The following is a 17,570-nucleotide window of genomic DNA, read 5'->3' on the forward strand; positions in this document are numbered from 1 at the left end:
CTGAAGCGTTCAACTCATTGAATCTCAAGGAGTTTTGCGTTTCGACTGCGTCGGAAGTGGGGCGCATTATAGGCCCCTGAAACGGCACGTCAACCGTTATTTTCAAAAAACGTTACCAAACCGCTCTTGCCGACGGCAGGGCCCATTGCGCACTATAGTGCTCAGCCGTATCACTTCCATTTATAAGGATTACCCTCCTGCAATGAACAACCAGCCTCGCAGCCTGGCCGCCACGCTGTTTCCCATCGGCCTGCTGCTGATCGCCATGGCCTCGATCCAGTCAGGAGCCTCCCTGGCCAAAAGCATGTTTCCCGCAGTCGGAGCCCAAGGCACCACCGCCCTTCGCCTGGTATTCGCCAGCATCATCATGTTGCTGTTGCTGCGCCCATGGCGTGCACGGATGGATGCCGCCACGCTGCGCAGCGTCGTCATCTATGGCCTGGCATTGGGCGGTATGAACCTGCTGTTCTATATGTCCGTGCGTACCGTCCCGCTGGGTATCGCCGTGGCACTGGAATTCACCGGGCCACTGGCCGTCGCGATCCTGGGCTCGCGGCGGGTGGTGGACTTCCTATGGATCGGCTTGGCGATCATCGGGTTGCTGCTGTTGATTCCTGTCGGCCAATCCGGCCAGGCCGTCGACTTGGTTGGCGCAGCCTACGCGCTAGGCGCGGGGGTGTGCTGGGCACTGTATATCCTCTATGGCCAACGCGCCGGTGCAGAACATGGCATCCAGACGGCCGCCCTGGGCGTGCTGGTGGCGGCGCTGTTCGTCGCGCCTATCGGCATCGCGCATGCTGGCAGTGCATTGCTCGCACCGGCCCTGATTCCGGTGGCCCTAGGCGTCGCAGTGCTCTCCACCGCCCTCCCCTACAGCCTGGAGATGGTCGCCCTGACCCGCATGCCCGCCCGCACCTTCGGCACCCTGATGAGCATCGAGCCCGTATTCGCTGCGCTTTCAGGGTTGTTGTTCCTGGGGGAAGTCCTATCCCTTTCCCAATGGCTCGCCATTCTGGCGATTATCACCGCTTCCGTCGGGGCGACCTTGTCGATGCGCAAGGAGACCCCGACAGCCGTAGCGGCGGATTGACATGAGAAATATTTTCATTTGCCCGGACTTTTCACATTGTCCCTCCAGCCTAGGCTGATTAAGCTGTCACAAAAATTTGATCTTTACGCTATCTACTGTACAAGACAGGGACGTTGGGGAAATTCCAGGAAGAAAAGAGCGATAACGACGGGGCCAGGCATGCTGGTCGGCCCTGCATTTAAGGACAGGAATGAAACGTATTTTGCTCATCCTGGCCATCTTGGCCATTGCTGGATGCGCCGCCACCGCCAAGACCGAGGTGAAGCGGGGGAAAAAAGGGCTGCATATCAATTGCTCCGGCCTCTCCTCCTCTTGGGAGAAATGCTACAGCAAGGCAGCCACGTCCTGCGGCAACCGCGGTTACAAGGTCATCGCCCGCTCCGGGGATACGGACGAAGAACCGGGCGACTACCTATTCGGTATCAATCCGGCCGGTTACACCAGCCGTAGCATGATCGTCCTGTGCAAATGAACTGAAAAGGGCAGCCAAACGGCTGCCCTTTTTCGTTGATGCCCGCCACGTCAGATCGGCACCGTTCGGGCCTCCAACCAGGCCAGCGCCTCTCCTTGGAGCAAAGGCGTCAACCGCTCACGCACGGTCGCGTGGTAGGCGTTGAGCCACTGGATCTCCTCCTGCCCCAACAGCTCGGGCAACAGGCAGCGCGTATCGATCGGACAAAGGGTCAGGGTCTCGAAGGCCAGGAAATCGCCAAAGGCGTTCTTGCCAACTTCCCGGTTGACCACCAGGTTCTCGATACGCACACCCCAGGCTCCCGGCCTGTAGGTGCCCGGCTCGATCGAACTGATCATGCCCACCTGCATCGCCGTCTGCGGCAATGTTGCAGCTTGATAGGCAATGACCTGGGGCCCTTCGTGTACATTCATGAAATACCCCACGCCATGACCGGTGCCATGGCCATAGTCGACCTGATCCGCCCAGATCGGCGCGCGGGCGATGGCGTCGAGCAGGGGCGAAAGAATGCCTCGCGGGAACTTGGCCCGCGACAACGCGATCATGCCCTTGAGCACCCGCGTGCAGTCCTGGCGCTGCTCGAGGCTCGGCGTGCCGATCGGTACCATCCGCGTGATATCGGTGGTACCGCCCAGGTATTGACCACCCGAGTCGATCAACAGCAAGCCATCGCCCTCGATCACCGCATGGGATTGTTCGGTGGCCCGATAATGCGGCATGGCGCCATTGGCGTTGAACGCCGCAATGGTGGAAAAGCTCAGCGACACGAAATCCGGCCGACGCGCCCGGGCTGCGGTCAACCGCTCGTCGATGGTCAGCTCGGTGATGGTTTCCTTGCCCAGGTTCGCCTCGAACCAGGCGAAGAACTCGCATAACGCGGCGCCGTCGTGCTCCATGACCCGGCGGATATGCACCAGGTCATCCTCGCCCTTGCGCGATTTGCTCAAGGTGGTGGGGTTGGCGCCCTCGACCAATTGCACGCGCTCATCCAGATGCCCCAGCAAGCCACAGGTGACGCGCGCCGGATCCACCAGCAAACGGCTGCCCGGCGCGATCGTGCCCAGGGCCTGGCCCACATCGGCATAATCGCGCACCTCGATGCCATCTGCCGCCAATACCTGTCGCAGATGCTCATCGACCTTGTCCCGTCCAACGAACAGGGTCGCTTGTTCCTGCCCGATCAGTGCGAAAGAAACGAACACCGGGTTGTAGGAGATATCGCTGCCCCGCAAGTTGAACAGCCAAGCGATATCATCGAGGGTGGCGAGGAAGTGCCAATCAGCGCCTCGCTCAACCAGCGTGCGACGCAACTCGACGAGCTTCTGCGCACGGTTGACGCTGGCATGGGGTGGCAGGTGCTGGTAGACCGCATTGCCCGGCAGTGCCGGCCGGTCATCCCACACCTTCCCCAGCACGTCCAGGTCAGTGCGCAGCCGCGCCTCCTTCGCCCTGAGGCGCTCCTCCAACAGCCGGGCGGACGCCAGGGCCATGACCGCACCATCGACGGCAACCGTGCCGTGGGGCTTGATATGTTCGCCAAGCCATTCCAGCGCTCCAGGCTGCCCAGGCAGCAGCTTCATCAGTTCGATGCCACTGCCGGCGAGTTCGTGCTGCGCCTGCTCCCAATAGCGGCTGTCGGCCCAGAGCCCGGCAAAGCCCGCCGTCACCACCAGGGTGCCCACCGATCCATGGAACCCCGACAGCCATTGGCGCCCCTGCCAGTGCCCCGGCAGGTATTCGGACAAGTGAGGATCGGCCGAGGGCACCAGGAGGGCATCCAGCCCGTCGTTGGCCATCACCTCGCGCACACGTGCCAGGCGGGCCTGCACGCTTTGCTGAATCGGGGACTGACTGTTCATACGCACTCCTGCGGATACATCTTCGACTATTCCAGGGCGCTGATAATGGAACAGCCGGCCAAGCGCCGCAATCGCGACGAGGTACGCAATGCTTCCCGGCCAACGATTCGAGCCACCTGCCACCGATCGATTGCGCTGAACTTTGGTCGGTCAAGCGGCTTCAGACACCATACATACCTAGCGGACACCCATCGCCCATGCCCCGACCCCGTGACCCGAAGACCGCCGTCGTACTGCTCGATACCCGCGAGCACACGCCCGACCACGAGCACGCCGTCCACCTCAAGCTCGTCGACTACCTGGCGCGCCTGCTCGGCATTGGCAAGGCCGCGCCTGACCAGCCCCCAGGCAGCAACGATCGCTACTACTACCTGCCGACCGAAACCTTGGTCGACCCGCAGCGCTACCGCCCCCTGGGAATCGTGGACGAGCACGACCTGTTCGGCGGCCTGGTCACGCACCCCTTCATGGCCACCAAGGCTATTTCCCACCCTCTGCCAACCGGGGCGAGCTTCCCATCAGGTTGGACCGATGCGTTCGCCCGCGACGCCCGCGACGCCCTGTTGCGCGGCTACACGGTGTTCAGCAAGACCGATGCCCGGCAGGCTGCGGCCTTGCTCCTGCGCGAGGGGCCGGTCCGGGTCAAGCCAGTGCTGGCCTGCGCCGGGCGTGGGCAGGAGGTGGTCGAGCACGCCGAGGACCTGGAGCCATTGCTGGCGCAGATGGACGACGCAACACTGGGGCTTGTCGGGCTCGTGCTGGAAGAGAACCTGGACGACGTCGAGACCTATAGCGTGGGCCAGGCCTGCGTCGGCGACCAGGTGTGCAGCTACTATGGCACCCAGCGCCTGACCCGCGATCATCAAGGCACCGAGGTCTATGGCGGTTCTGACCTGGTCGTGGTGCGAGGCGGCTATACGTCCCTGCTGCAGCTACCGCTTGAAGAACACGTGCGCCTGGCCATCAACCAGGCCATGGCCTATGAACGCGCCGCGCAGCGGCACTTTCCTGGCTTCGTCGCCTCCCGCCGCAACTATGACATCGCCCGCGGCATAGACCATCGGCAGCGCCTGCGCAGCGGGGTGCTGGAACAGTCCTGGCGCCTGGGCGGGGCCAGCAGCGCCGAGATCCTGGCCCTGCAAGCCTTCGCCGACGACCCGGCCCTGCAACGGGTGCATGCCTCGAGCCATGAAGTCTTCGGCCTTCCCGAACTGCCTGCCGACGCCACACTTTTCTACCAGGGAAACGACAGTGAACTCGGACAACTCAGCAAGTATGCACGGATACGCCACCATGACCATCCAGAGTGAATCAGTCGAGCTGCAGGTCGAGGACGACCGCATCGCCGGCACCGTGGTCAGCCCAGGCAGCAAGATGCCGGGCATTCTCTTCGTCCACGGCTGGGGCGGCAGCCAGCAACGCGACCTGGCCCGGGCACGCAACATCACCGGGCTGGGCTGCGTATGCATGACCTTCGACCTGCGCGGCCACGAAAAGACCGAAAGCCAGCGCCTGACCGTCACCCGCCGGCAGAACCTGGGCGACGTGCTGGCCGCCTACGACCAGCTAGCCAACCACCCAGCCGTGGACCCGGGGGCCATTGCCGTGATCGGCAGCAGCTATGGCGGCTACCTGGCGACCCTGCTGACTACCCAGAGGCCTGTCAAATGGCTGGCCCTGAGGGTGCCGGCCTTGTATTGGGACGATGACTGGGAAACGCCCAAGCAAGCCCTGGATCGGCAACGCCTGAACAGCTATCGCCAGCGTATCCTGGGCCCTGCCGACAATCGGGCCCTGGCCGCCTGTGCCGAGTTCGGCGGTGACGTGCTGCTGGTCGAGTCCGAAAACGACGACTATGTGCCGCACAATACGCTGATGAGCTATCGCTCGGCGTTCGTCGCGGCCCACTCGCTGACCCACCGTATCGTCGACGGCGCCGACCATGCCCTTTCCAGCGAGGAATGCCAGAAGGCCTACAGCGCCATGCTCGCGTCCTGGATCGAGGAGATGGTCATAGGCGCACGCCTGGACCGTTATCCGCATTACGCTCCCTGGTACGCCTGAGGCTCGCCCACCTGGCACTGCAACTCGCCATCGGCGCCCCGCACAAGGCTGCGCAGGGTCTGGTAGGCAGCGAAATTGATGCCCCGCGCCTGGTGCTGGCACAGCAAGTCGAGGAACGGCTCCTCCACGAAGCAATCTGCCGCCGCGGCCCACGCCTGGCGTGATTGCCATTGCAGGTACTGCAAGACCCGACTGCCATCGTCGCTGGCCTGGATACTGACCGCCAGCAGCCCCTCGCAACGCGCTGCCAACGCTTCGCTGCGCACCACCAATGCCTCGGCCAGCGCCTGCTGCTGGGTCGTTGGCACTTCGTATTCGATCATCTGGGTGAACCATAAGGTAGTGGGCTGGGCCGCCATGGACTGTCTCCTTGCTCCGGACGCTTGCAGCGCGATGGTTTGCAGGGTAAAACCTCGAGTTAAGTCAAGGTCAAGGAATTTCTTCCCATGCCAGGCAAAACGCCCTCTTGCGAAGAAAAGCTGCTGAGCGTCGGCCAACTGGCCGCACGCAGCGGCGTTGCCGTCACGGCGCTGCATTTCTACGAGACCAAGGGGTTGATCCACAGTATCCGCAATGCGGGCAACCAGCGCCGCTATCCCAGGGCCACGCTACGCCGGGTGGCGGTGATCAAGATGGCCCAGCGCCTGGGCATCGCCCTGGCCGACATCGCCCAGGCCCTGGACACCCTGCCCAGGGACCACACGCCCAGCGCCGAAGACTGGGGCCGGCTATCGGCGCGCTGGCGTGACGATCTCAGCCGGCGGATCGACGAACTGATCTTGCTGCGCGATCAGCTGGACGGCTGCATCGGCTGCGGCTGCCTGTCGTTGAAGGAGTGCCCCTTGCGCAATCATCACGACCGCCTGGCCGAGCAGGGCCCCGGGCCGCATCCACCCGCCCATTAGGAGATTTCAGGGCTGGGCGATGAAGCGTCGCCGGTAATCGCTGGGGGTCGACCCGACGATACGCTGGAACACCTTGCGAAACGCACCCGGGTCTTGGTAGCCCACGCCCCAGGCGATCTGGTCCACGCTGCGTCGGGTAAACTCCAGCAAGCGGCAGGCCCGCACCACACGCACCTGTTGGCAATACTCGGTCGGCCGCAGCCCGGTGGCCGCGCGAAAGCGGCGCAGGAAGGTCCGTGGCTCGAGGCCTGCGCATAACGCCATGCTGGCCAGGTCGGCCTCTTGCGCCCCGTTGCCCTGTAGCCAATGCTGGACCTTGAGCACCGCTTCGTCACCATGGTCCAACCGCGGGCTGAAACGCGCGCCCGGCAAGGCGCTGGCCAACGGCTCCACGGCCAGGTAACGGGCAGTTTCCCGGGCCAGGGTCGCACCGAGGAAACGCTCCAGCAAGCGCAGGCCAAGCTCGGTCCAGGCCATCAGGCCGGCAGATGTCACGATGTCGCCGTCATCGAGCAACGGCTGGTTGGCCTCCACCCGCACCTTGGGGAAGCGCTCACCCAGTGCCTGCGCATAGTTCCAGTGGGTACTCGCCGCTCGTCCATCGAGCAGCCCGCTGGCGGCAATGAAGAACACCCCGATGCACACCGAGGCGAGCACGGTGCCCTGCCCATGCCATTTCCACAGGGCAGTACGGTGACGCTCGAGCAACGCAGGGGCCGGTGCCGATTCCAGGCTCGGCGGGATCACCAGGGCACGCAGCGCATGGCGAGGTTGCGCCAGGCTGTCGTGAATAACCTGCAGCCGCCCTTCATCGTCGAGCTGCCAATGGCTGACACGCAGGCGTGGCAGGTTGCCTTCGCCCAGCTCGGCGGCGACCCGGTTGGCCACCGTGAACAAGTCCGTCAGGCCGTGCACGGCGGCACCTTGCGCCCCTGGATAGACAAGAACACCGATTTCCAGGGTAGCGGAGCTGTCAGTTTTTGCCGTCATTGTGTCGATCGCGCCAATCCCAGGGGACATCGCCCAAGCCTATAACTATCCTCAACCAACCACTACTGCCACAGGAGGCAGCATGAGCAAGCAGGCCCTGATCATCATCGACATCCAGAACGACTACTTCCCCGGTGGCAAGTGGACCCTCGACGGTGCCGAGAGCGCCGCCGACAACGCTGCCCGCCTGCTGGACGCGGCCCGCAGCCGGGGCGACCTGGTGGTGCACGTGCGCCATGAATTCGAAAGCGCCGACGCGCCATTCTTCACGCCGGGCTCGGACGGTGCGCAGATCCATCACAAGGTAGCGCCGGCCAGCGGCGAAGCCGTGGTCACCAAGCACCAGGTCAATGCTTTTCGCGACACCAACCTCAAGGCCCTGCTCGACCAGCATGATGTCCAGGCCCTGACCATCGTCGGCAGCATGAGCCACATGTGCATCGACGCGGCCACCCGCGCGGCGGCCGACCATGGCTATCAAGTGGCAGTAGCCCATGATGCCTGCGCGACCCTGCCCCTGGACTTCGCCGGCAAGCAGGTACCCGCAGCGCAGGTCCAGGCGGCCTCCATGGCGGCGCTGGCCTTCGCCTATGCCCGGGTCGAGAGCACCGAGCAACTGCTCGCAGAATATCGCCGCTGAAGCGCTCAGATCACGACGTTACGCACGAACCGCGTGGGCTCGCTGGCATCGTTGCGATACACGTACCGGCAGTTGCTGGGAAATACGTGGAACTCGCCCGCCTGCAAGCGCCGTTCACGCCCCTCGATGACCAACGTCAGGCAGCCTGCGGCCACGTAGATCTGCTCGCTCCACCCTTCGGCGTCGGCCTCACTGGCGTAGGACTCGCCCGGCGCCAGGGTCCATTCCCAAAGCTCGACTTCACGCCGGGCCGGGCTGCTGCCCAGCAGGATGGCCTTGCTGCCGGCATGCTCGCCGGCCCAGGCCAGCTCATCGATGCGGCTGGGGTCACGGCGATCAGGGGCCTGGATGAGTGTGCTGAACGCCACACCCAGGGCTTCGGCGATCAGGTCGAGGGTGGTGAGGCTGACATTCTTTTCGCCCGCCTCGATGGCCACCAGCATTCGCCGGCTGACCCCAGAGCGCTCGGCCAGTGCCGTCTGGCTCAGCCCGGCAACGCTGCGTAACTGGCGAACGTTCTGGCTGACATGTTGCAGCACCGATGCTCGGTGCGAAGAATCTTTGTGCACTATATTGCTCACAGATAGGGATTGCGCAGTATACTGCCCACTTTGCGGCGATTGTGCGCCGCCCCTGTCGAGTAAGCAAGCCCATGAGCCAGCCCAGCCTGCCCACCCAATCCGCCGTCTCCTTGCGTCTGAGCAAGGCGGAACTGGTGCTGGTATTCATCACCATGCTCTGGGGTGGCACCTTCCTGCTGGTACACAATGTCATGACCGTCAGTGGCCCGATGTTCTTCGTCGGTCTGCGCTTTGCCGCGGCCGCCGTGTTCGTCGGCCTGGTGTCGGCCCGCTCGCTGCCGGGGCTGACTTTCACGGAGCTCAAGGCCGGCATGCTCATCGGTGTGTCGATCATGCTCGGCTATGGTTTGCAGACCATGGGCCTGCAAACCATCAGCAGCAGCCAGTCGGCCTTCATCACGGCCCTCTACGTGCCCTTCGTACCACTGTTGCAATGGCTGGTACTCGGACGCCGCCCCGGCCTGATGCCAAGCCTTGGCATCTGCCTGGCGTTCGTCGGGCTGGTGCTGTTGGCCGGCCCGAACGGTGGCACCTTGCATTTCAGCGAAGGCGAGCTGGTTACCCTGGTCAGTGCCGTGGCGATCGCTGGCGAAATCATTCTCATCAGCCGCTATGCCGGCCAGGTCGATGTGCGCCGGGTCACCGTGGTGCAACTGGCGACCGCCTCGGCCCTGGCCTTCCTGATGATCGTTCCGACCCAGGAAGCCCTGCCGGGTTTCTCCTGGCTGCTGCTTTGCAGCGCCCTTGGCCTGGGGGCGATGAGCGCAGTGATCCAGGTGGCGATGAACTGGGCGCAGAAATCCGTTTCGCCCACCCGAGCCACCCTCATCTATGCCGGCGAGCCGGTCTGGGCGGGCGTCGTCGGCCGCATCGCCGGCGAGCGCCTTCCGGGCGTCGCGCTGCTCGGAGGCCTGCTGATCGTGATTGCCGTCGTGGTCAGCGAACTGAAAATCCGCCGTGCCAGCCAGGCCCCGGTGGTACAGGAACGCGAAGACCATCCAGAGCGCGAACCGGGCCTGTGAAGCGCTGGTCAGCGGCTATGCTTTGAAAAAAACTGTTATAAAAAAACAGCTTGTCACGCCGCATTTAGAGGATCGTGCAGCCGCTTGCGTGTTGGTGATCACCCGTGCGGCACGTATGATCTTTGTCAAACTTCTCCAGATTAGAACGCTATGTCCTTGATAGTGCTATTGCTTCTGCCGTTCGTGGGCAGTTGCCTGGCAGCCGTGCTGCCGCACAACGCACGTAACGCAGAGTCCATTCTTGCCGGGCTCGTGGCCCTGGCTGGCACCATCCAGGTGGCGTTGATGTACCCGCAGGTCGCCCACGGCGGCGTGATTCGCGAGGAATTCCTCTGGCTGCCGAGCCTGGGCCTGAACCTGGTGCTGCGCATGGACGGCTTCGCTTGGCTGTTCTCCCTGCTGGTGCTGGGCATCGGTACCCTGGTGTCGCTGTACGCACGCTACTATATGTCTCCCCAGGACCCGGTGCCGCGCTTCTTCGCGTTCTTCCTGGCCTTCATGGGTGCCATGCTCGGGGTTGTTATCTCCGGCAACCTGATCCAGCTGGTGTTCTTCTGGGAACTGACCAGCCTGTTCTCCTTCCTGTTGATCGGCTACTGGCACCATCGCAGCGATGCCCGCCGCGGTGCCTACATGGCGTTGATGGTCACTGGCGCGGGCGGCCTGTGCATGCTGGTGGGGGTGCTGCTGCTCGGCCATGTGGTCGGCAGCTACGACCTGGACAAGGTCCTGGCTGCCGGCCAGCTGATCCGCGAGCACACGCTGTACCCGGTGCTGCTGCCGTTGATCCTGATCGGCGCGCTGAGTAAGAGCGCGCAGTTCCCCTTCCAGTTCTGGCTGCCCCACGCCATGGCAGCCCCCACTCCGGTTTCGGCCTACCTGCACTCAGCCACCATGGTCAAAGCTGGCGTATTCCTGCTGGCACGGCTGTGGCCGGTGCTCTCGGGCAGCGAAGAATGGTTCTGGATCGTCGGCGGCGCCGGTGCCTTGACCTTGCTGCTGGGCGCGTTCGCGGCAATGTTCCAGAACGACCTCAAAGGGCTGCTGGCCTATTCGACCATCAGCCACCTAGGCCTGATCACTCTGCTGCTGGGTCTGAATAGCCCGCTCGCGGCCGTGGCGGCCGTGTTCCACATTCTCAACCATGCCACCTTCAAGGCCTCGCTGTTCATGGCCGCCGGCATCATCGACCACGAAAGCGGCACCCGCGACATTCGCCGCCTGAGCGGTTTGTTCCGCCTGATCCCTTTCACCGCCACGTTGGCCATGGTGGCCAGCGCTTCGATGGCTGGCGTGCCCTTGATGAACGGTTTCCTGTCCAAGGAAATGTTCTTCGCCGAAACGGTGTTCATCTCGTCCACCGCCTGGGTCGAGACCGCATTGCCGGTGATCGCCACCCTGGCCGGCACCTTCAGCGTGGCTTATGCGCTGCGCTTCACCGTCGACGTGTTCTTCGGCCCTACCGCCCAGGACCTGCCGCACACACCCCACGAGCCGCCCCGCTGGATGCGCGCTCCCGTGGAGCTGCTGGTACTGACCTGCCTGGTGGTGGGGATCTTCCCGGCGCAATCGGTCGGCCCGCTGCTGGCTGCCGCCGCGCTACCCGTGGTGGGCGGCACCTTGCCTGAATACAGCCTGGCCATCTGGCACGGCTGGAACGCCCCGCTGATCATGAGCCTGATCGCCATGAGCGGCGGCATCGTGCTCTACCTGCTGCTGCGTGAACAACTGCGCCGCGGCCGCTTCCCACACCCGCCGCTGATCGAGCGCTTCAACGGCAAGCGCCTGTTCGAACGCGGCCTCGTACACCTGATGCTGCTGGCCCGCCGCATCGAAAGGCTGCTGACCACCCGGCGCCTGCAGAAGCAGCTGTTCATGCTGACCCTGGCCGCGTTCATCGCCGGCCTCATGCCTATGCTCTACAGCGGCCTGAGCTGGGGCGACCGGCCAAAGATCCCGGGTTCGGGCGTGTTCGTCGCACTCTGGCTGATCGCCATCGCCTGCGCCATCGGGGCGGCCTGGCAGGCCAAGTATCACCGCTTGGCAGCCTTGATCATGGTCAGCGTATGCGGCCTGATGACCTGCATCACGTTCGTCTGGTTCTCGGCACCGGATCTGGCCCTGACCCAGCTCGCCGTCGAGGTGGTGACCACGGTGCTGATCCTGCTCGGCCTGCGCTGGCTGCCGCGACGGATCGAAGGTGTCTCGCCGCTGGCGGGCACCCAGGAGCGCGCACGCCTGCGGCGCCTGCGCGACCTGTTGCTGGCCGTGCTGGTCGGCGGCGGGATGGCCCTGCTCTCCTACGCCATGCTGACCCGGCCGACGCCCAACGACATCTCGTCGTTCTACCTGAGCCGGGCACTGCCCCAGGGCGGCGGCACCAATGTGGTCAATGTCATGCTGGTGGACTTCCGCGGCTTCGACACCTTGGGCGAGATCACCGTGCTGGTGGCCGTGTCCCTGACCGTGTTCGCCCTGCTGCGGCGCTTCCGCCCGCCGAAGGAGAGCATGCAATTGCCTGCCCAGCAGCGCCAGCTGGCACCGGACGTGGTCACCGACCTGATCAACCCGCGCCACGCCACCGACACCGCACTTGGCTTCATGATGGTGCCTGCGGCCCTGGTGCGCCTGTTGCTGCCGATCGCCCTGCTGGTGTCGATGTACCTGTTCATGCGCGGCCATAACCAGCCTGGCGGCGGCTTCGTCGCCGGGCTGGTGATGTCGGTGGCGTTCATCCTCCAGTACATGGTCGCCGGCACCCAGTGGGTCGAGGCGCAGATGAGCCTGCGCCCGCTGCGCTGGATGGGCACAGGGCTGCTATGCGCCACCTTGACCGGTGCCGGGGCAATGGTCCTGGGCTACCCGTTCCTGACCACCCACACCGCCCACCTGCACCTGCCGGTGCTCGGTGACCTGCACGTGGCCAGCGCGCTGTTCTTCGACATCGGCGTCTACACCGTCGTGGTCGGCTCCACGCTGCTGATCCTCACCGCCCTGGCGCACCAGTCGGTGCGCGCCCATCGCCCGGGCAACCCGTCCAAATCCAGCCAAGCAGGAGCCGCCTGATGGAAGAAGTCATTGCCGTGGCCATCGGTGTTCTGGCCGCCTCCGGGGTCTGGCTGATCCTGCGTCCACGGACCTACCAGGTCATCATGGGCCTGTGCCTGTTGTCCTATGGCGTCAACCTGTTCATTTTCAGCATGGGCAGCCTGTTCATCGGCAAGGAGCCGATCATCAAGGACGGCGTGCCCCAGGACCTGCTCAACTACACCGACCCATTGCCTCAGGCCCTGGTGCTCACCGCCATCGTCATCAGCTTCGCCATGACCGCGCTGTTCCTGGTGGTGCTGCTGGCCTCGCGCGGGCTGACCGGCACCGACCACGTCGACGGCCGGGAGCGTGAGGAATGAGCGGGTTGAACCAACTGATCATCGCCCCGATCCTGCTGCCACTGGTGACGGCAGCGTTGATGCTGTTGCTCGGCGAGAAGCGACGCCCGCTCAAGGGCCGTCTGAACCTGTTGTCGACCCTGGCTGGCCTGGGCATCGCCCTCACCCTGCTCGGCTGGGTACGCAGCCAGGGGCAGGCCGAATCCATCGGTGTCTACCTGCCGGGCAACTGGCCAGCGCCGTTCGGCATCGTCCTGGTCGTGGACCATCTGTCCGCGTTGATGCTGACCCTTACCGGCATCGTCGGGGTCAGTGCACTGTTGTTCGCCAGGGCTCGCTGGGATGGCGCAGGTGCCAGCTTCCACGCCCTGTTCCAGATCCAGCTCATGGGCCTGTACGGCGCCTTCCTGACCGCTGACCTGTTCAACCTGTTCGTGTTCTTCGAAGTGCTGCTGGCCGCCTCCTACGGCCTGCTGCTGCATGGTTCGGGGCGGGCGCGGGTCAAGGCGGGCCTGCACTATATCGCCATCAACCTGTTCGCCTCGTCGCTGTTCCTGATCGGCGCCGCCATGCTCTACGGCGTAACCGGCACCCTGAACATGGCTGACCTGGCGTTGAAGATCCCGCTGGTGCCGGAAGCCGATCGGGGCCTGCTGCACGCGGGCGCTGCGATCCTGGCCACGGCATTCCTGGTCAAGGCCGGCATCTGGCCGCTGAACTTCTGGCTGGTACCGGCCTATGCCTCGGCCAGCGCACCGGTGGCGGCGCTGTTCGCCATCATGACCAAGGTCGGCTTGTATACCGTGTTGCGCCTGTGGACCTTGCTGTTTTCCGGCCAGGCCGGCGCCTCGGCGCATTTCGGCGGCCAGTGGCTGGTCTATGGCGGGCTGGCGACCCTCGCGGTCGCCGCTGTGTCGATCCTCGCCGCCCAGCGCTTGGAGCGCCTGGCCGCGCTGAGCATCCTGGTATCGGCCGGCACCCTGCTGGGGGCTGTCGGCTTCGGCCAGCCGATCCTTACCGGCAGTGCCTTGTTCTACCTGGTGAGCTCGACCCTGGCCTTGTGCACACTGTTCCTGCTCGCCGAGCTGGTAGAACGCTCGCGCTCAGCCAACGAAGCGCCCCTGGACGACGAGGAAGATGCCATCCCGCCCCCCCTGGAGTCGCTACACCCGCCCAAGGGCATCAACCTCGACGACGAACAAAAGGCCGTGATCGGCCAGGTCATTCCCTGGACCATGGCCTTCCTGGGCCTGAGCTTCATCGCCTGCGCCCTGTTGATCATCGGCATGCCACCGTTGTCGGGCTTCATCGGCAAGCTGAGCCTGATCAGTGCGCTGTTCAACCCCCAGGGCCTGGGCACGCCGAACGATGAGCCCTTGTCCGCTACCGCCTGGGGCCTGGTGGCCCTGTTGATCCTCTCCGGCATGGCCTCGCTGATCGCCTTCGGGCGGGTTGGCATCCAGCGTTTCTGGAAGCCCGAGGAGCGCCCCTCGCCACTGCTGCGCCGCTATGAATGCCTGCCTATCGTCCTCTTGCTGGGCTTGTGCATCCTGCTCAGCATCCAGGCCGAACCCTTGCTGCGCTACACCCAGGACACGGCGGCCAGCCTGCAGGCACCCGATACCTATATCGAAGCCGTGATGGCGACCCGCCCGCTGCCTGGCCCAACCACCCTCGATGCGCAGGTACAGCCATGAAGCGACTGTTCCCCGCCCCGCTGCTGTCCGTGTCGCTGTTCGTCTTGTGGCTGTTGCTGAACCTGTCGGTCAGCCCAGGCAACCTGCTGCTCGCGGCGGTCCTTGCGACCCTGGCGCCGGTGCTGATGGCCCCGCTGCGCCCTCAGCACGCCCATGTGCGCCGGCCATTGGTGGTCGCCCGGCTGATCGGCCGGGTAGGCCTCGATGTCATTCATTCCAACCTGTTGGTGGCGCGCAGTGTGCTCATGGCCGGCAGACGCCCGCCACGCTCGGCCTTCGTGCATATTCCTTTGGCCCTGCGTGACGCCCATGGCCTGGCAGCGTTGTCGATGATCACCACGGTGGTACCTGGCACGGTCTGGTCGGAGCTGGCGCTGGACCGCAGCGTCCTGCTGCTGCATGTGTTCGACCTGGAGGACGAAGCAGCTTTCATCGAGCACTTCAAGCACACCTACGAACGCCCGCTGATGGAGATTTTCGAATGACTGGCCTGCTCGCCAACGCCATTCTCGCCAGCCTGTTCATCTTCGCCACTGCCATGGCCCTGGCGCTGGTCAGGCTGTTTCGCGGCCCCAGCGCCCAGGACCGGGTCCTGGCGCTGGACTACCTGTACATCCTCGGCATGTTGATGATGCTGGTACTGGGTATCCGCTACGCCAGCGATACCTACTTCGAAGGCGCCTTGCTGATCGCCCTGTTCGGCTTCGTCGGCTCGTTCGCCCTGGCCAAATTCCTGCTGCGCGGCGAGGTGATCGAATGAACGAAACCCTGGTGTTGCCATTCTGGCTGGAATTGATCACTGCACTGTTGTTGCTTGGCGGCAGCCTGTTCGCCCTGATCGGCGCCCTCGGCCTGCTGCGCCTGAAGGACTATTTCCAGCGCATGCACCCACCTGCCCTGGCTTCGACCCTCGGCGCCTGGTGTGTCTGCCTGGCTTCGATCCTGTATTTCTCGTGGATCAAGCAAGGCCCGGTGCTGCATGCCTGGCTGATTCCGGTCCTGCTGTCCATTACCGTGCCAGTGACCACGCTGCTGCTGGCCAGGGCGGCCCTGTTTCGCAAGCGCATGTCCGGCGAGCCGGTGCCTGAAGAGGTGAGCAGCGGGCGAGACCACGGCAACTGAGGCTGGCTGCCCGGGGCAAGCCAGGTATACCTCAACCCTGGGTCAGGCGTTGCAGCTCCCGCCGCACCATGGCGGCGAACTCGGGCGGGCTGAGCTGGTACAACTCACCTGCCACCCAAGCCAACCAGCCGGCCCCCAGCGCCTCACGCCTGGCCAGCAGGCGCTCGGCCTGCGCCACGGCCTGGGCCTGGTGCTGCTGATGAAAATGCGCTCTACCGGTGGGCGCCTTGTCGCTCATTCGCTGGCCTTGAAAGTGGTCAGCTCGCCCTTGCGCCATTTGGCGACCTTGCCGGTCACCGCCTTGAGCAGCTTGCCCAGGCCTTCCTGCACCTGTTGCTGGGCGGCGAACACCAGCATCACGCCATGGCCCTCGCGAAACACGATGCCTTCACCTTCCGGCACCGAGACGAAGGCGTAATCGCCGACGCCATAGACGTTCAGCTTGATATCGCGAAAGCGCAGCTCCAGCTTGCCACCCTCACGACTGGGCAATACCGCAGCGCGAAAGTGGTCGCCGACCTTCAATTCCAGGTGTTGTTTGTTATCGACCACCAAGGCGTCATCGGTGTCGATCTCGGCCATGTACAGGCCATCCGGGTTCTGTTCGGTCACATAGATGAAACGCCCTTGAAACAGCTTGGCCAACTTGGCCCGCAAATCGCCCAGGGCGAACAACGCGTGGGTATCCAGAGTACTGACTGCCAATGAAGAATTCCTCGAACCGGTTACAGGCACCCCCAACCCAATACGTGGGGGCGCGATCATTTCAAGTCGATGTCTGAAAGACTAATCAAGCGATGCGCGAAACGTCTGTACAGGTAGGCGATGCGGCAGGCAGGAATTATTACTCAAGCTTGCCAGCCAAGACCTCAAGACGGCTTTTCGGCAGTATTCCCTACAGGGAACGTAATGTCTGACAACAAAATTGCAGGAAAAGATGCAACAGATAGCGCCGGCCCTCGGCAGAACGGGCCTCGATATCCATCAGCACATTACAGGGGGAGAATATGCACGAAAAGACTGAAATCCGTCGAGAGGGCCAGCGCATTTCTTGCTGTTGAAGGAGGCCAGAACAGAGAGTTGCCGCCAGGACAAAGAAACGCAAAAAGCCCCAGGGATTGCTCCGTGGGGCCTCTGGAAACCGTGACGATCAGACCTGACGCTGGTGGCGGTCGAGCTGTTCGTGGCGCTCCTGGGCTTCGATGCAGTACTTGGTGGTCGGGCTGATCAGCAGGCGCTGCAGGCCGATCGGTTCGCCGCTGTCATCGCACCAACCGAAGCTTTCGTCAGCGATACGGCCCAGGGCCATTTCCAGCTGCGGGAGCAGACGCTGGTCACGCTCGATGGCGTTGACCAGCCAGTGACGCTCTTCTTCCACCGAGGCCACATCGGCAGGGTCCGAAGGCGTATCCAGGCTTTCGATGGTGTTGCGGCTCAGCTCGATGCGCTCGTGGGTTTCGACTTTCATCGCCTGCAGCAGCTCAGTGAAGAATGCCAGCTGTTCAGCGTTCATGTAGTCATCGGCCGGCATGGCCAGCAACTGTTCCTTGGTCATCGATTTCTCTATGAAAATATAGGCTTTTGGGCGTTTCGGGTGTCACCCACGATCGTGCGTGGGTAACGAAATTCTTAAAAGCGCCAACCGGCTCTTTTTACAGGGGGCGGCAGTCTAAGGCGGCAGGCCGCGAGGGGCAACACCATTGATCCGTGAATTTACCGAAATCCCCCCGATTGCGCCC

At 63.9% G+C, this 17,570-nt stretch carries 20 protein-coding genes; 13 read left to right on the plus strand and 7 right to left on the minus strand.

The window, feature by feature from the left end:
* Window positions 1-202: 202 nt before the first annotated feature.
* Window positions 203-1,090, plus strand: coding sequence for a threonine/homoserine exporter RhtA (rhtA, locus tag ACNFCI_RS06015; protein ID WP_084854740.1), 888 nt, complete (start codon window positions 203-205; stop codon window positions 1,088-1,090).
* Window positions 1,091-1,280: 190 nt separating this feature from the next.
* Entirely contained in the window at window positions 1,281-1,562 is a 282-nt protein-coding gene (locus ACNFCI_RS06020; RefSeq protein ID WP_084854739.1) for a hypothetical protein, read from the plus strand.
* A 50-nt stretch (window positions 1,563-1,612) separates the two neighbouring features.
* On the opposite strand, the gene ACNFCI_RS06025 is transcribed toward ACNFCI_RS06020, so the two are convergent.
* Window positions 1,613-3,421 carry an aminopeptidase P family protein gene (locus ACNFCI_RS06025; RefSeq protein WP_368830136.1) on the minus strand — a complete coding sequence of 603 codons (1,809 nt, stop codon included), beginning with the start codon at window positions 3,419-3,421 and terminating at the stop codon, window positions 1,613-1,615.
* A 197-nt stretch (window positions 3,422-3,618) separates the two neighbouring features.
* Between ACNFCI_RS06025 and ACNFCI_RS06030 the strand changes: the two genes are divergently transcribed.
* The gene (locus ACNFCI_RS06030) at window positions 3,619-4,731 is read left to right on the plus strand and encodes a DUF3182 family protein (RefSeq protein WP_368830135.1); all 1,113 of its coding nucleotides are present in this window, start codon (window positions 3,619-3,621) and stop codon (window positions 4,729-4,731) included.
* Window positions 4,715-5,485 (plus strand): alpha/beta hydrolase family protein, encoded by a 771-nt coding sequence (locus ACNFCI_RS06035; protein ID WP_084854736.1) that lies wholly within the window; start codon window positions 4,715-4,717, stop codon window positions 5,483-5,485. The genes ACNFCI_RS06030 and ACNFCI_RS06035 overlap by 17 nt, the downstream gene beginning before the upstream one ends.
* Here ACNFCI_RS06035 and ACNFCI_RS06040 read toward each other — a convergent pair.
* Window positions 5,464-5,844, minus strand: coding sequence for an antibiotic biosynthesis monooxygenase (locus tag ACNFCI_RS06040; RefSeq protein ID WP_084854735.1), 381 nt, complete (start codon window positions 5,842-5,844; stop codon window positions 5,464-5,466). The two genes, ACNFCI_RS06035 and ACNFCI_RS06040, sit on opposite strands and share 22 nt — an antisense overlap.
* 87 nt (window positions 5,845-5,931) lie before the next feature.
* Here ACNFCI_RS06040 and soxR point away from each other — a divergent pair, with 87 nt between their 5' ends.
* Window positions 5,932-6,390, plus strand: coding sequence for a redox-sensitive transcriptional activator SoxR (gene soxR / locus ACNFCI_RS06045; protein ID WP_084854734.1), 459 nt, complete (start codon window positions 5,932-5,934; stop codon window positions 6,388-6,390).
* A 6-nt stretch (window positions 6,391-6,396) separates the two neighbouring features.
* Here soxR and ACNFCI_RS06050 read toward each other — a convergent pair whose 3' ends face one another.
* The gene (locus ACNFCI_RS06050; protein ID WP_368830134.1) at window positions 6,397-7,380 is read right to left on the minus strand and encodes a GlxA family transcriptional regulator; all 984 of its coding nucleotides are present in this window, start codon (window positions 7,378-7,380) and stop codon (window positions 6,397-6,399) included.
* Window positions 7,381-7,462: 82 nt separating this feature from the next.
* Between ACNFCI_RS06050 and ACNFCI_RS06055 the strand changes: the two genes are divergently transcribed.
* Entirely contained in the window at window positions 7,463-8,020 is a 558-nt protein-coding gene (locus ACNFCI_RS06055; protein WP_084854733.1) for a cysteine hydrolase family protein, read from the plus strand.
* Between the two features lie 5 nt (window positions 8,021-8,025).
* On the opposite strand, the gene ACNFCI_RS06060 is transcribed toward ACNFCI_RS06055, so the two are convergent.
* Window positions 8,026-8,589, minus strand: a complete 564-nt coding sequence (locus ACNFCI_RS06060) for a helix-turn-helix domain-containing protein (RefSeq protein ID WP_084854732.1) — start codon at window positions 8,587-8,589, stop codon at window positions 8,026-8,028.
* Window positions 8,590-8,672: 83 nt separating this feature from the next.
* On the opposite strand from ACNFCI_RS06060, the gene ACNFCI_RS06065 reads away from it, so the two are divergent.
* From ACNFCI_RS06065 to ACNFCI_RS06095, 7 genes are all read left to right on the plus strand, one after another.
* Window positions 8,673-9,623 (plus strand): DMT family transporter, encoded by a 951-nt coding sequence (locus tag ACNFCI_RS06065; protein WP_084854731.1) that lies wholly within the window; start codon window positions 8,673-8,675, stop codon window positions 9,621-9,623.
* A gap of 150 nt (window positions 9,624-9,773) precedes the next feature.
* Entirely contained in the window at window positions 9,774-12,689 is a 2,916-nt protein-coding gene (locus ACNFCI_RS06070) for a monovalent cation/H+ antiporter subunit A (RefSeq protein ID WP_084854730.1), read from the plus strand.
* Window positions 12,689-13,033: a Na+/H+ antiporter subunit C gene (locus ACNFCI_RS06075; protein WP_084854729.1), complete on the plus strand. Its 345-nt coding sequence runs from the start codon at window positions 12,689-12,691 to the stop codon at window positions 13,031-13,033. The genes ACNFCI_RS06070 and ACNFCI_RS06075 overlap by 1 nt, the downstream gene beginning before the upstream one ends.
* Window positions 13,030-14,709, plus strand: coding sequence for a monovalent cation/H+ antiporter subunit D (locus ACNFCI_RS06080; protein WP_084854728.1), 1,680 nt, complete (start codon window positions 13,030-13,032; stop codon window positions 14,707-14,709). The genes ACNFCI_RS06075 and ACNFCI_RS06080 overlap by 4 nt, the downstream gene beginning before the upstream one ends.
* Entirely contained in the window at window positions 14,706-15,194 is a 489-nt protein-coding gene (locus tag ACNFCI_RS06085; RefSeq protein ID WP_084854727.1) for a Na+/H+ antiporter subunit E, read from the plus strand. The genes ACNFCI_RS06080 and ACNFCI_RS06085 overlap by 4 nt, the downstream gene beginning before the upstream one ends.
* Window positions 15,191-15,469, plus strand: a complete 279-nt coding sequence (locus tag ACNFCI_RS06090) for a K+/H+ antiporter subunit F (RefSeq protein ID WP_084854726.1) — start codon at window positions 15,191-15,193, stop codon at window positions 15,467-15,469. Before ACNFCI_RS06085 ends, ACNFCI_RS06090 begins: the two co-directional genes overlap by 4 nt.
* Window positions 15,466-15,831, plus strand: a complete 366-nt coding sequence (locus ACNFCI_RS06095; RefSeq protein ID WP_084854725.1) for a Na+/H+ antiporter subunit G — start codon at window positions 15,466-15,468, stop codon at window positions 15,829-15,831. Before ACNFCI_RS06090 ends, ACNFCI_RS06095 begins: the two co-directional genes overlap by 4 nt.
* A 31-nt stretch (window positions 15,832-15,862) precedes the next feature.
* Here the strand turns inward: ACNFCI_RS06095 and ACNFCI_RS06100 are convergent, their stop codons facing one another.
* The 3 genes from ACNFCI_RS06100 to ACNFCI_RS06110 all read right to left on the minus strand — a co-directional run bounded on the left by ACNFCI_RS06100 (window position 15,863) and on the right by ACNFCI_RS06110 (window position 17,386).
* Entirely contained in the window at window positions 15,863-16,069 is a 207-nt protein-coding gene (locus ACNFCI_RS06100; RefSeq protein WP_084854724.1) for a hypothetical protein, read from the minus strand.
* Window positions 16,066-16,536 (minus strand): hypothetical protein, encoded by a 471-nt coding sequence (locus ACNFCI_RS06105; RefSeq protein WP_084854723.1) that lies wholly within the window; start codon window positions 16,534-16,536, stop codon window positions 16,066-16,068. Before ACNFCI_RS06105 ends, ACNFCI_RS06100 begins: the two co-directional genes overlap by 4 nt.
* Window positions 16,537-16,981: 445 nt before the next feature.
* Window positions 16,982-17,386, minus strand: a complete 405-nt coding sequence (locus tag ACNFCI_RS06110) for a TraR/DksA family transcriptional regulator (protein WP_084854722.1) — start codon at window positions 17,384-17,386, stop codon at window positions 16,982-16,984.
* Between the last annotated feature and the right edge of the window lie 184 nt (window positions 17,387-17,570).

The sequence above is a fragment of the Pseudomonas sp. NY15356 genome, from assembly GCF_048068175.1.
Classification (GTDB): Bacteria; Pseudomonadota; Gammaproteobacteria; order Pseudomonadales; family Pseudomonadaceae; genus Aquipseudomonas; species Aquipseudomonas putida_K.